This window comes from Thermomonospora curvata DSM 43183 (assembly GCF_000024385.1).
Lineage (GTDB): Bacteria > Actinomycetota > Actinomycetes > Streptosporangiales > Streptosporangiaceae > Thermomonospora > Thermomonospora curvata.
The window spans coordinates 3,644,225-3,657,711 of sequence record NC_013510.1 but is presented as its reverse complement, the minus strand read 5'-3'; the positions used below and the strand labels follow the sequence as shown (position 1 = coordinate 3,657,711).

Sequence of the window (13,487 nt, the reverse complement as noted above, 5' to 3'; positions counted from 1 at the left end):
CCCGCCGCTCAGCTGATGCGGTGGGGGTCGATGCGGGCCCACTCGGCGTCCCACATGGCGTCGCGCACCCGGTCGCAGCGCCGCCGCACCAGCCGGTAGGCGATCAGCAGCGGGACGCCCACCGCCAGCACGGCGCCGCCGGCGGCGTACCCGGCATCGATCACGGTGCGCGAACGCGAGCGGGGCGGGGCGGTCGGCCGCCCGGTGCGGTCCACCCACAGCCACCGGCGGGTCCCGGCCCGGTCGTCCTCGGCGAGCGGCAGCAACCCCTTGCGGACGGTGCCGTCCGGGGCGCGCCAGACCGCCGGGACGACCCGGTTGCCATAGCGCCCGTCCACCACCGCGGGGCCGGTCACCGTGGCGGCAACCTGGCGGCGGGCGGCCCGCTCGTGCTGCTCGGCGCGCACGCCCGACTCATAGGCGCGACCGCCGGCCGCCACCGCCAGCAGCGGGGCGGCCAGCAGGAACACCACGGCCAGCGTCAGCCCCGCCGCCCACTGGATGCGGTCGATGCGGCGGCGCAGCACGTTGCGGTCAAAGCCCAGGCGCCGCCGCAGCCGTCCCAGTCCGGCGGGAATCCTGTCGCCTGCGGGCCGATGCATGATGCCACCTCCCGGGGCGGGCTTCCCCTGAGAGGCCAGGCGTACCCGCTGACGGCGAGCTATTCCCGTTTTCCGGCCTTCTCTCAGCGCACGGCCGCCCGGTCGGCTTCCCGCGGGGCGGACTCGGCCGGCGAGGCGGGCTCCGGGCGGCCCCGCACGGCCAGCGCCGCCAGCGCGCCCAGCGCGCACAGCGCCGCGGTGATCCAGAAGATCTCCCGGTACTCGATGCGCAGCGCCTCCTGCACCGCCGCCTGGTAGGCCGCCAGCTGCCGCTGCGCCTCCTCGCGCGGCAGCCCGAACGGCAGCGGCATCGTCAGGTCCGCCGTCAGCGACCGGAACCGATGCAGGCCCCACGCCGACAGTGCCGAGACCCCCAGCAGCATGCCCATCATCCGCGCCACCACCACCGCGGCCGCGGTCACCCCGTGCTGGGCGGCGCGTACCATCCGCAGCCCCGCCGACGACACCGGGGCGATGACCAGGCCCAGCCCCAGCCCGGTGATCACCAGGTCGGCGTCCATGCGGGGCAGCGGCCCATAAGAGGCGGCGGCCGGGTCCTTCGGCCAGGCGGCGATCAGCAGGTAGCCCACCGCGGCCACGGCCATGCCCGCCGCCATCGGCCACCGCTCGCCCAGATGCCGGGCCACCAGCCCGCCCAGCAGCGCCGCCACCGTCAGCGCCCCCAGGAACCGCGCCAGGATCAGCGCACCGCCCAGGGAGTCCTTCCCCAGCAGGGTCTGCGCGACGAGCTGGACGTCCACCAGCGTGACCATCAGCGCCGCACCCGACAGGAAACTGACCGCCAGCGTCGCCAGCAGCGGCCCCCGCCGCGCTCCGCTCAGATCCAGCAGCCGGGTGCGCGCCCGCACCTCCCACAGCACGAAGCACACCAGCACCGCCAGCCCCGCCACCAGCAGCGGCACCCCCCACGGCGGCAGCGGGGAACGGTCCGGCTCCTGGTTGTACAGCCCGGCCACCAGCAGGCCCAGCCCCAGCGCCAGCAGCGCCCCGCCCACCGCGTCCACCTTGGGACGGGGGACGGGACGCACCCCACGCGGCACGGTGACCTGCACCGCCGCCATCGCCGCCAGCGCCACCGGCACGTTGATCCAGAAGATCGCCCGCCAGTCGCCCAGCCAGGCCGCCACGCCCACCCCGTACAGCGGGCCGAGCACGCTGCCCAGCTCCTGGGCCGCGCCGACCGCGCCCAGCACCACCGGACGCTGCCGCTCCTGCCACAGGTCACCGGCCAGCGCCATGGTCACCGGCAGCAGCGCCCCGCCGGCCACCCCCTGCAGCACCCGCCCGGCCACCAGCGGCACCAGCGAAGCGGCCAGCGCGGTCAGCGCCGACCCGGCCGCGAACACCAGCAGGCAGCCGTGCAGCAGCGGCTTGCGCCCGTACCGGTCCGACAACTGGCCCAGCAGCGGCATCGCCGCCACATACCCCAGCAGGAACCCGGTCAGGATCGGGGTGGCCCGCTCCAGCCGGTTGACCGGGATGCCCACATCGTCCATCACCTGCACGAAGATCGTGGTGATGACGTAGGCGTCCAGCGCGGCCAGCAGCACCACCGCGCCGCCGACCCCGATCGCCACCCGGCGCCTCGCCTCGCTCATCAGAGCGCCCCCGCTCAGATCGGGGCCTTGAACCGGTAGTCGGCGTTGAACTCGGTGAAGGTGATCACCACCGCGCCCTTCCCGCCGGAGGGCGGCAGCTCCCCGCGCACCTTCAGCAGCCGGTGGTCGTCGGCGGAGATCCACACCTGTCCCTGCAGGTCCTCATCGACCCCGGGGATCAGCCCTTCGATCTCCTGCTTGGGCAGCGTCACCTTCACCCGGTAGGCGTCCTTGCCGCCCACCTTCTCCCGGGCCTCCGGCTGCGCCCCGCGCGCCGCCGTCAGCAGCTTGGCGATGCCCCGCTCGGGGTCCAGCACCGCCGACGGGTCGTACAGCGACCGGAGCTGCTCCTTGGAGGCCTTCTCGTACCCGCCGGTCAGACCCTTGTAGTACAGGACGTCACCGAGCAGCACGAACTCGGTCTCCATGCTCATCCCCACCTGCACGTGCAGCCGGCCCTCGGCGTCGCCGTTGCGCAGCAGCCGCACCTCACCGCTCTTGACCGGGAAGGAGACCGGATCGCCTTCGGTGGAGATGGTGAAGGCGACGCTCTTGAGATCCCGCATCGAGTTCGACGCCTGCTGGAGCGTCTGCGGCCCCTGCGGCAGCGACCCCTGGGAATCCCCGCCGGAGCCTCCCGAGCAACCGGTCAGCGCCAACGCGCACGCCAGGACGACGGTGGGTATTCGACCTCGGATCCAAGACATAGGGCGGACCTTATCGGCGCCCGCCGGGTAAGTCACTCGGCCCGGAGATGAGATGTCATGTCCGACTGTGTGTGGACATGACATTTCAAGTGGCCCGCCCCTCCGCGCCGCGGCTATCATTGCCGCGGCGAGCATGGGTGGTCACCGCGGCTTCGAGGCTCGTCGGGGGGCGGTAGCTCAGCCGGTCAGAGCAGCGGACTCATAATCCGTAGGTCGTGGGTTCGAGCCCCACCCGCCCCACACCGCTGCTTCCACATGCTCGCCCCCTGTGGGGCTTCCCCGACGTACCGTGACCCTCCGCCGAGGCCGGGCCGACCGAGCGGCCCGATGGTGGGAGCCTGTGCGGCCACATGCTTCCTGTCAGCGGCCGAGGACGTCGTACTTCACCGCTGCCGGCGGCGAGTGCCACTCGTGGACGGCCGTGAGGAGGCACGGGGCGTCCGGCGCTTTGCTGTCACGGATCGCCACCGCACCGTGGACGGCGGCGATTTCGACGCGGTCACCGCCCCTGTTGCTGTGGCTGCTCTTGCGTCGGGCAAGCGGGGATCGATCACGGTTCACCATCCGCCTCCTTTTCCACCGGTGCAGCGCTCGGCCGCACCTCCGGTCAGCCCGGTGGACGCATTGAGGTTTTCTCAATGAGATACGAAGACAGTCCGGCGCCGCCTTCCGGCAGGACGAAGGTTTGCACGGCCAGTCCCAGACGGAGATGAGGCCACCGTAGGGTCACGCTTGATGCAGTGACGCGGTTACTTGCCCGAGGTTGTCTCGGAAGTGTTGGCGACCGGTTCACTGGTGATCAGAGGCGTATCGTCCAGAATGATGTGCAAATAGCCCCGTTTGTGTGGCTGTTGTCGGGCAAGGGTGTGCACCGGATCAGCGGAGCCGACGAGTCCGTTAGGGCGATGGTCAGGAGTCCAGAGCGCCCGGTACGGCCTTTCTCAGTGCATGGACGCAAGCGTTCATCGATCACCAAGATTTCATTCCCGGGGCCGTGACTTCCTAGTTTTATGGATATTCGGCAACCGGTCGAGTGCGCTTCGTCACAAAGCGAAAGGCAAAGGCTGGGAACTGGCCATGGGTGTCTTCTGTTGCCTTTAACGGGTTTCATCGACGCCCCGGTTGGTTTCATCTGCTTGGAAGGACGGCAATGGCCCCTCGACGTAGGCGAAGCAGTGTTTCTCCGCCCCTGCCGGCCTTCGGCCGGCAGCTTCGCCGCTACCGGGAAGAGGCCGGGCTGACCCAGGAGAGCCTGGGCCGCCGCGCCAACAACGGCCGGGGCGTGACCGGCCAGTACGTCGGCCAGGTTGAAAGCGGCCGCACTCGCTGCTCCCGTGAGTTCGCCGAGACCATGGACCGGGAGCTGAAGGCGGGCGGCAGGCTCCTGGAGCTGTGGGACGACCTGGTGCTGGACTCGGCCTTCCCCATCTGGTTCGACTGGCCCAGCATCGAGGCTGAGGCAGTCATGATCCAGCCCCACCAGCCCTTGCCGGTTCATGGCCTGCTTCAGACCCCCGATTACGCGGCAGCCCTCTTGAAGGACAACCGCGAGGCCGTTGAAGCACGTCTTCACCGGCAAAGGATCTTGACCGGATCCGAGCCCCCACCGCCCGTCTTCTCCCTGCCGCTCGATGAGGTGGCGCTCTACCACGAGACCGGGAGCCCTGCGATCACGAAAGAGCGGCTAGAGCATCTGCTGGCCCTGGAGGAGCTGCCCAACATCACCATCCAGGTGGTCCCAAGCCGGGGAGAGCATCCCGGCAACAGCGGAGCATTCAATCTGGCCACGCCGGAGGACAGAAGCGAGGTCGTCTACGCTGACTCGGCCATTCGGGGGTTGACCATCAACGACCCAGACGACCTGGCCACAATCACGACTACTCTCATTGCGGTGAGGTCCTTGGCTCTGCCCTCGGCGCAGTCAAGGGAGATGATCCGAAGAGCGGTGGAGGAGAGATGGAGTCAGTAGACGTGAGGTGGCGCAAGTCGAGCTACACCACTTCCAACGGCGGTGACTGCGTCGAGGTCGCCCGCCTTGCCGAGGGCATCGGCATCCGTGACTCCAAAAACCGGGAGCGCGGCCACCTGACCATGCCGTTCTCCCAGTTCACCGCCCTGCTGGCCCACCTCAAGCAACAGCCCCCGACCGCCTGACCTCCCGACCGCCACCAGGTCACCCCTGGATGTTCAAGGGCGGTCCTCGTCTCTTTGTGCTTTGCCCTCAGCCCGACACCCGTTGGCCGGGTTCCCTCGGCTCCCGGCTGCCTGCTCTTCCCTTCTGCCGAAAAGCTTCAGAAGGCGCCCGCTCATGAACCCCTGTGGTACAGAGCAGCCACACGTCCTCCACTGACCATTGAGGTTTCCTCAGCGAATATGGCGCCTGCCTCACAATGCAACACTCTTTCCAGGGCTATGGCACAACTGGCCGGCCTCTGCTTTCCTCCCTCCACACTCACCGCGAGCCGCGCGGTTCTACGGCCCGCTGGGTGACGTCCTGCCTGTGCCCTCGCCAAGGCCTTTGCTCCAGCTCGGCGTCCTCGCCGTCCTTCGGAACGGTGAACCGCTGAGAAAGCTTTGTTCTTGGGGAGCACCAAGGCGCAGGGCGGTGAGGAATGACTTCGCTATGCTGCGTTTACTCCGGGGCCATGAGGTTCTGCACGCCCTGATGAAATGTCAAGTCAGCGGCGGTTGACCTGGGTCTGCAATTGCAACAGCCCCGACTGAAACTCGGCGATCCACTCCGCGGTCTCGTCCATCATGATCTCCGACAGGTCCAGCACGAAGCCGCGCAGCAGGTTCAGATACCAGGCGACGTCCACCTCGGACTGCCCGGACCGGGCCTCCTCGGCGCTGCGGGCGGCCCAGTCGAACTGGAACTCCTGCAGGCGGCGCTGGATTTTCTGGGCGGTGCGCATATCGCGCATCCACCCCGACGAGATGCCCAGGAAGTGATCGAAGCCGTAGCAGGCCCCGGCCAGCGCCAGCAGCACATAACCCCACCCGCTGGGTCGGCCACCGCCTCCCACCACACTGGCCAGCGGCACCACCCCGCCGGCAGAGCCCAGCGCCACGGCCAGCGCGCGCAGCACCCGCGACAGCGTCCGCCGCCGCACCCGGTCCCGCATGTACCACCCGTACGCCTCCACCGCCCGGGCTTCGGCCTCCTCATAGAGCCGCCGCAGCACCTCCTCGGGCCGCTGCCACTCCTGAGCCTCCGGCAACCGAAACCGCCAGGCCCGCAGATCGCTCTGGCGACCCCGGCCGGTCTCCTCGGCGAGGGCGGGTTGGGGGACGGGCGGCTGGCCCGCTGCGGCAGTGCTCATCGGATCACCCCTCCCGGTCAGCGGGGATCGGTGCATTCCAGGGAATTCGACGCAGCTCGGGCAGATATGGATCCAGCTCGCCGGGCTCGAACCGGCACAGCCCGATCGACCACCAGAACTCTCCATTCACGGTGCCGTCCACTTTGTAGATCAGCCCGGTCGCGTCGAAGACAGCGGTTCCGTCCTGGAGCGGGAGGAGTGTGCTGAGCGGGGTTCCACTGGTGATGTCCCAGATGCGGATGGCGCCGTCGCGGCTTGCGGTGGCGAGGTGGTGTCCGTTGGGGTGCCAGGCCAGGGCGCTTACCCAGTCGGTGTGGCCGTGGAGGGTGTGGAGGGTTTGTCCGGTGGTGGTGTCCCAGATGTGGATGGTGCCGTCGTGGCTTGCGGTGGCGAGGTGGTGTCCGTTGGGGTGCCAGGCCAGGTCCCAGATGGGGCCGGTGTGGCCGTGGAGGGTGTGGAGGGTTTGTCCGGTGGTGGTGTCCCAGATGCGGGCGGTGCCGTCGTGGCTTGCGGTGGCGAGGTGGTGTCCGTTGGGGTGCCAGGCCAGGTCCCAGATGGGGCCGGTGTGGCCGTGGAGGGTGTGGAGGGTTTGTCCGGTGGTGGTGTCCCAGATGCGGGCGGTGCCGTCGTGGCTTGCGGTGGCGAGGTGGTGTCCGTTGGGGTGCCAGGCCAGGTCCCAGATGGGGCCGGTGTGGCCGTGGAGGGTGTGGAGGGTTTGTCCGGTGGTGGTGTCCCAGATGCGGGCGGTGCCGTCGTGGCTTGCGGTGGCGAGGTGGTGTCCGTTGGGGTGCCAGGCCAGGGCGCGCACCCAGTCGGTGTGGCCGTGGAGGGTGTGGAGGGTTTGTCCGGTGGTGGTGTCCCAGATGCGGGCGGTGCCGTCGTCACTGGCGGTGGCGAGGTGGTGTCCGTTGGGGTGCCAGGCCAGGTCCCAGATGGGGTCGGTGTGGCCGTGGAGGGTGTGGAGGGTTTGTCCGGTGGTGGTGTCCCAGATGCGGGCGGTGCCGTCGCGGCTTGCGGTGGCGAGGTGGTGTCCGTTGGGGTGCCAGGCCAGGTCCCAGATGGGGTCGGTGTGGCCGTGGAGGGTGTGGAGGGTTTGTCCGGTGGTGGTGTCCCAGATGCGGGCGGTGCCGTCGTGGCTTGCGGTGGCGAGGTGGTGTCCGTTGGGGTGCCAGGCCAGGGCGCTTACCCAGTCGGTGTGGCCGTGGAGGGTGTGGAGGGTTTGTCCGGTGGTGGTGTCCCAGATGCGGGCGGTGCCGTCGTGGCTTGCGGTGGCGAGGTGGTGTCCGTTGGGGTGCCAGGCCAGGTCCCAGATGGGGTCGGTGTGGCCGTGGAGGGTGTGGAGGGTTTGTCCGGTGGTGGTGTCCCAGATGCGGGCGGTGCCGTCGTGGCTTGCGGTGGCGAGGTGGTGTCCGTTGGGGTGCCAGGCCAGGGCGCTTACCCAGTCGGTGTGGCCGTGGAGGGTGTGGAGGGTTTGTCCGGTGGTGGTGTCCCAGATGCGGGCGGTGCCGTCGTGGCTTGCGGTGGCGAGGTGGTGTCCGTTGGGGTGCCAGGCCAGGTCCCAGATGGGGTCGGTGTGGCCGTGGAGGGTGTGGAGGGTTTGTCCGGTGGTGGTGTCCCAGATGCGGATGGTGCCGTCGTGGCTTGCGGTGGCGAGGTGGTGTCCGTTGGGGTGCCAGGCCAGGGCGCTTACCCAGTCGGTGTGGCCGTGGAGGGTGTGGAGGGTTTGTCCGGTGGTGGTGTCCCAGATGCGGGCGGTGCCGTCGTGGCTTGCGGTGGCGAGGTGGTGTCCGTTGGGGTGCCAGGCCAGGGCGCTTACCCAGTCGGTGTGGCCGTGGAGGGTGTGGAGGGTTTGTCCGGTGGTGGTGTCCCAGATGCGGGCGGTGCCGTCGCGGCTTGCGGTGGCGAGGTGGTGTCCGTTGGGGTGCCAGGCCAGGGCGCTTACCCAGTCGGTGTGGCCGTGGAGGGTGTGGAGGGTTTGTCCGGTGGTGGTGTCCCAGATGCGGGCGGTGCCGTCGTCACTGGCGGTGGCGAGGTGGTGTCCGTTGGGGTGCCAGGCCAGGTCCCAGATGGGGCCGGTGTGGCCGTGGAGGGTGTGGAGGGTTTGTCCGGTGGTGGTGTCCCAGATGCGGGCGGTGCCGTCGTCACTGGCGGTGGTGATGAGTTTGCCGTCCGGGCTCCACGCCACCGTGGTGTACGTGGCTTGCCGACTGGGTGAGGTTTCCAGCCGGGGTTGCCTGAAGGGTGGGAGAGCAGCTCCGGCAGTGTCGCATTCATCAAGAGCGCCATCGTCCAAGACCGCGCCGAGAAGCGCAGCGCGCTGCCAGCGGGAGCCGGTGACCTTGGCTAGGCGGAGGTCGGCCTGGAACAGGCGGGCGGCTTCAAGGGAAGCATCCCGCAGGTCGGCCCCAGAAAGACTGGTGGCGGTGCCGGAGCAGTAGTCGAGTTTGGCACTCCGCAGGATCGCCCCATTCAGAATCGTCCCATTCAAGGAGGCGTTTCTCAGGTCGGCCCCGGTCAGGTCGGCGCCGGTCAGGTCGGCGTTGTCCAGTCGGCAGTCGCGCAGGTCGGCTCCGTTCAGGTTGGCGTTGCGGAGGTCTAGGGCGGACAGATCCCGGCCCTGTATGTCTGCGCCGCTAAGCCGGATGGCCTTGGGCGGAGCGGAAGGCTGCGAGGTGATGCGGCGCCGGCGCTTCCACAACAGCAGGGCGTTGATCTTGGCGGTGTTGTCCTGTTCGCCGCTGGCCAGCACTCGTTCGGCCCAGGCCACTGCGGTCTGCTCACCGGCCAGGGTGCACAGGAAATCGGCCATCAGCTCCGAGATCGACTGTTGGCTGAGCAGGGCCGGGAACGGCTCGCCTGCGGTGAGCCGACGGGCCGCCTCCTCAGCGACCAGCCACTCCATCACCGAACCGTGGACGAAGCTGAAGCGCTCGTCCTCGCTGCGGGTCAGCAGTGTGCCCGAGCCGATCATGTGGGCGGCCTGCTCGGGGGTGAGCTGACGTTCGGCGAGATTGCGCAGGGCGGCGGCGACCTCGCTGAGGTCGGCCACACCCAAGGCGTCCTCGCCGGATTCCCACAGCCGCAGGGCCAGCACACGCACCGCCTCCCACCGTTCTTCCTTGCTGAGAGTCGGGGGAGAACCGGGCATATGGGCGCGGCCGTATTCGTAGCCGAGCCACTGGTCGAGCAGTTCCCGGTAGAGCCGGGCCGCGCTGATCTCACCCTCACGGGCCCGGATCCGCTCCAGCCGGGTGCGCTCCAGGCGGGTGATGAAGCCGAGCATCCGGGGGTTGGCCGACAGCCCGAGCAGGTCCTTGACCTCGTCCAGCAGCTCGAACCAGGAGCGGGCGGCGACCTCGTCGCCCTTCAGGCATTTGGTCAGGTAGGCCAGGATCTGGTCTTCGTTGAAGCCTTGCAGCTTGACCAGTTGCCGGCCGGGGATGGTGGTTTTCTCTGAGAGGGCGGTCTCGACCTGTTTGTCGGATAGGAAGTACTGGGTGCGACTGGTCAGCACCACCTTCGCTCGGCCGGTGGCGGCCCGCACCAACTGGCCGAGATGCTCGGCGGCCTGGTCGTAGGTGACGCGCAGGGCCAGCTCGTCGAACCCGTCGAACAGCAGCAGTACCCGCCCTTCGCGGATGAGGTATTGCAGCCGCGGGTGATCGATCCGCTGCTCGCCACCCGCGGTGAGGTGGACGGCCAGCAGTTCTTCCAGGCTGTGCGTTTTCTCCAGCGCCCGGAGCTGGATGAAGATCGGGACGACCGGGGGACGACCCTCTTCGTGGATGCGCCGAGCCAGCTCGCGCAGTGCGAAGGTTTTACCGTGGCCGAACTCGCCCAGCAGCACCACGAACCGGCCCTCGGGGTCGGCCACCCACTCTTGCAATCGGGCCAGCAGGTCCGTGCCGGGCTCCTTGATGAACTGGTCGTGGCGACCGCGCAGCAGCGTGTATCGCTGCGGCACATACAGCTCCGGCAGGTAGCTTTCATCGGCCGCCAGCCGCTCGGCCTGGCGCTTGGCGTAGGGGCGCAGATCGACCACGCCTTCGAACTCCAGCAGCGAGCGCACCCACACCCCCTGCTTGCCGGCCCACAGCCGCAGCTCGTCGGGGACGGGCTCGCCCTCATAGACCAGGTGAGAGACCATCGTCGGGTCACCAGGCCGCAGCCGAGCGTCGACCTGGGCGATGAAGACCGCGATGTCCTCGCGCGTCGGCGTCCCCTGGAAGGCGCCGATCGGAAACTGGGAGATCTGAGCCGGGCCTTCCTTCTTGGTCACCCGCAGGTACTCCTGAGGGCGGCCGGGAGCTGGGGCGATGCGTTCGATCCGCGCCTCGGGCCAGTGGAGCGTGCAGATCTCCTGGAGGCGGGCGAGCAGGTCGTCTCGCGGGACGGATGGACCGCCGAACTCGTGGGGGGATCGCTCCCGGTCGTGTCGCGGGTCGGCCGGGGAACGGTCGTCGGCCGAGCGCGGGTCGGGGAAGATCCCGTGGACGTCCTCGAACTGGTGTCGGAACCGCCGCACCCACTCTTCACGGCCCTTGCCGATGCCGGTGTCGCCCTCCCAACGGCGACGTGAGGGGTTGTAGCGGCGTCCGTACACCTCCAGGTGCCCGGCGGTGATCCGGATGAGCTGGTACTGGTTGGGCACCTCCGCGGGGCGGGCCTGCGGGCGCACTCCCGCGCTGCCCGCGCACAGCACCGGCAGGCCGTCCGGGCCGAGGGAGCACAGGGCGGCCTGGTGGGTGTGGCCGTGCAGCAGCAGGTTCAGGGAGGGGGCGAGGAGCTCGGTGAACCTGTCGCGGTCGCGGAGGAAGGCCTCATCCGTCTCGTCGCTGATCTCCGGGTTGTGATGCATCACCCCGATCCGCAGCCAGCCCTCCTCCTTGAAGCGGCGCAGACGGTCGGCGAACCACTGGAGCTGTTCCTCGCCGCAGTATCCATAGTGGTCCTCCTCCCGATGGCTCTCGGCCATCGTGGAGTTCAGCGCCGCCACCACCGTCCGCAGCTCGGGCATCTCATACAGCGTCCAAGGCTGGTCGCTGAGGAAGCGCACCCCCGGCACGTCGGCGTAGAAGTCGGCGAACATCGCCGAAAATGGCTCCCACTTGGGCCAATATGGCGGGATCGGCTCGGTGTCGTTGTCCTCGCACTCCTCGAAGTACCGCCGGCACTTGCGTCGGCTGACGTCGTGATTGCCCGGGACCATCACCACCCGGTCGCGGCTCAGGCCAAGACCGTCGGTCAGCTCCTCCAGGAACTCTTGGACCTGCTTGAACTCCTTCGGGAGACCCCATTCGGCCAGGTCGCCGGAGGCCACCACCAAATCCGGACGCAGGCCGTGCTCATCTTCCAGATGACGGACGTCCTTCAGTATCCGGGCGGCCAGAGACGAGTGGCGCCGATCCCCTGGGGTCAGGCCTTCTTCGCCGAACCTGTGCTCCTTGCCGAACTGCGTGTCGGAGACGTGAAGCACGGTGACGGAACGGCCCTGCGACATCGCCCTCCCCCCGGTGACCAGCCCAAGGGAGCTTCCGTCTCGTCCCGCCAGATCAGCGGCGAAAGCGCCCTAACGCTCCATCCTAGAGAGTTATGGCGCCTGTGTGGCCGATTGCTGGATTGTCGGCGCTGGGAAGCGTGTCCCGATCGATCCCTAAACGGGCAGTTGGTGTGCTACAGGTCGGTAAAGAAACGGACCAGACAAATGGCGCGCTCAGTCTGTCCGCCTCTAGGGTCGCGGCGTCGGGGTCGCGTTTCCTGGGAGGTGCGGATGAAAGTCCGTAGTAGGAGGCTGCTCTCGGCCGTGGCCGTCGCCGGGATGCTGGGCCCGGTGGTGACGGTGCCGTCCCATGCGGCGGTGGGCGACATCGTCGAGCGACTGGAGGCCATTCCCGGCATGCGGGTGCTTTGGGAAAGACCCTCGGGGACTTCTGACTATCGGTTCTTCATGCTGAGTTACCGGCAGCCGATCGACCATCGCAAACCGAATGCGGGGACGTTCGAGCAGCGGCTGACCCTCATGCACAAGGACACCGCACGGCCGATGGTGCTGCACACCTCCGGCTACCACGTGGCGGAGGTGCCGTTCCGGGCCGAGCCGACCCAGTTGGTGGACGGTAACCAGATCTCGGTGGAGCAGCGGTTCTTCACGCCGTCCCGGCCGCAGCCGGCCGACTGGTCCACGCTGAACATCTGGCAGGCGGCCACCGACCACCACCGGCTGGTGAAGGCGCTCAAGCCGATCTACTCCGCCAAATGGGTGTCCACCGGCGGCAGCAAGGGAGGTATGGCCTCGGTCTATCACCGGCGCTTTTATCCCTCGGATGTGGACGCCACCGTCGCCTATGTCGCCCCCAACGATGTCGTCAACGCCCACGACAAGGCCTACGACCGTTTCTTTGAGACCGTCGGCTCCGACCCCGCCTGCCGCAGCGCCCTCAAAGACGTCCAGCGCGAGGTGCTGAAACGCCGGGAGGAGTTCGTGCGGCGCTATGAGGCGTACGCCGCGGAGAACGGCCTGACCTTCGGCAATCTCGGCGGCGCCGACCGGGCGCTGGAGGCCACCGTGCTCGACACCGAATGGGCCTTCTGGCAGTACCGGCTGGAGTCCGACTGCGACTCGGTGCCGTCCACTGACGCCTCCACCGACGAGCTGTGGAAGTTCGTCGACGAAGTGGCGGGCTTCTCCTTCTACACCGACCAGGGCCTGGAGCCGTACCTGCCGTACTACTTCCAGGCCGGCACCCAGCTCGGCTGGCCCGAACCCAAGTTCCGTCACCTCAAGGACGTGCGCCGTTATCCCGGCCTGTACAAGCCGCGCTGGTTCGTCCCGGCCGACCTGCGCAGGCAGATGCGCTTCGACCCCACGGCGATGGCCGACATCGACCGGTGGGTGCGGCACCACGGACGCCGCCTGATGTTCCTGTACGGCGGGAACGACCCGTGGACGGCCGAGCCGTTCCGCCTGGGTCCGGGCACCCGTGACTCGCTGTGGTACGAGGTGGCCGGGCTCAACCACAGCGGCAGGCTGATCCAGTACCTGCCCGAGGAGCAGCGCCGGGAGGCGATCGCCGCGCTGCGCCGCTGGGCGGGCCTGGAAGACGAGGTCTCCTTCCAGCGCGTCCGCCCCGGCCTGATCGACGTCTACGACGAAGTGCGCGACCGGCGTCCCCCGCTGTAACCGCGCGGCCCGCCCCCGGACGGCCTGGCATCCCGTGTCAGGGCCGTCCGGGGGAC

The 13,487-nt window shown here is 68.9% G+C and carries 9 protein-coding genes and 1 tRNA gene; 4 read left to right on the top strand and 6 right to left on the bottom strand.

What is annotated here, in order from left to right; all coding sequences use genetic code 11:
* Positions 1 to 8 precede the first annotated feature (8 nt).
* The 3 genes from TCUR_RS15565 to TCUR_RS15555 all read right to left on the bottom strand — a co-directional run bounded on the left by TCUR_RS15565 (position 9) and on the right by TCUR_RS15555 (position 2,928).
* Positions 9 to 602: an Rv1733c family protein gene (locus TCUR_RS15565; RefSeq protein ID WP_012853485.1), complete on the bottom strand. Its 594-nt coding sequence runs from the start codon at positions 600 to 602 to the stop codon at positions 9 to 11.
* Positions 603 to 685: 83 nt separating this feature from the next.
* Positions 686 to 2,221: an MFS transporter gene (locus TCUR_RS15560; protein ID WP_012853484.1), complete on the bottom strand. Its 1,536-nt coding sequence runs from the start codon at positions 2,219 to 2,221 to the stop codon at positions 686 to 688.
* Between the two features lie 14 nt (positions 2,222 to 2,235).
* Complete coding sequence (locus tag TCUR_RS15555) at positions 2,236 to 2,928, bottom strand: LppX_LprAFG lipoprotein (RefSeq protein ID WP_012853483.1); 693 nt, start codon at positions 2,926 to 2,928, stop codon at positions 2,236 to 2,238.
* Positions 2,929 to 3,094: 166 nt separating this feature from the next.
* Between TCUR_RS15555 and TCUR_RS15550 the strand changes: the two genes are divergently transcribed.
* Positions 3,095 to 3,168: transfer RNA gene (locus TCUR_RS15550), tRNA-Ile, on the top strand.
* Positions 3,169 to 3,288: 120 nt separating this feature from the next.
* Here TCUR_RS15550 and TCUR_RS15545 read toward each other — a convergent pair.
* Positions 3,289 to 3,492: a DUF397 domain-containing protein gene (locus TCUR_RS15545; protein WP_012853482.1), complete on the bottom strand. Its 204-nt coding sequence runs from the start codon at positions 3,490 to 3,492 to the stop codon at positions 3,289 to 3,291.
* Positions 3,493 to 4,078: 586 nt separating this feature from the next.
* Between TCUR_RS15545 and TCUR_RS15540 the strand changes: the two genes are divergently transcribed.
* Both TCUR_RS15540 and TCUR_RS15535 read left to right on the top strand, forming a co-directional pair.
* The gene (locus tag TCUR_RS15540; RefSeq protein ID WP_012853481.1) at positions 4,079 to 4,897 is read left to right on the top strand and encodes a helix-turn-helix domain-containing protein; all 819 of its coding nucleotides are present in this window, start codon (positions 4,079 to 4,081) and stop codon (positions 4,895 to 4,897) included.
* Complete coding sequence (locus TCUR_RS15535; protein WP_012853480.1) at positions 4,885 to 5,082, top strand: DUF397 domain-containing protein; 198 nt, start codon at positions 4,885 to 4,887, stop codon at positions 5,080 to 5,082. The genes TCUR_RS15540 and TCUR_RS15535 overlap by 13 nt, the downstream gene beginning before the upstream one ends.
* A gap of 524 nt (positions 5,083 to 5,606) precedes the next feature.
* On the opposite strand, the gene TCUR_RS15530 is transcribed toward TCUR_RS15535, so the two are convergent.
* Both TCUR_RS15530 and TCUR_RS25050 read right to left on the bottom strand, forming a co-directional pair.
* The gene (locus TCUR_RS15530) at positions 5,607 to 6,251 is read right to left on the bottom strand and encodes an SLATT domain-containing protein (RefSeq protein ID WP_012853479.1); all 645 of its coding nucleotides are present in this window, start codon (positions 6,249 to 6,251) and stop codon (positions 5,607 to 5,609) included.
* Positions 6,252 to 6,255: 4 nt separating this feature from the next.
* On the bottom strand, positions 6,256 to 11,751 hold the full coding sequence (locus TCUR_RS25050; protein ID WP_012853478.1) for a WD40 domain-containing protein: 5,496 nt from the start codon (positions 11,749 to 11,751) through the stop codon (positions 6,256 to 6,258).
* 270 nt (positions 11,752 to 12,021) lie between these two features.
* Here TCUR_RS25050 and TCUR_RS15520 point away from each other — a divergent pair, with 270 nt between their 5' ends.
* Entirely contained in the window at positions 12,022 to 13,431 is a 1,410-nt protein-coding gene (locus TCUR_RS15520; RefSeq protein WP_012853477.1) for a S28 family serine protease, read from the top strand.
* Positions 13,432 to 13,487 lie beyond the last annotated feature (56 nt).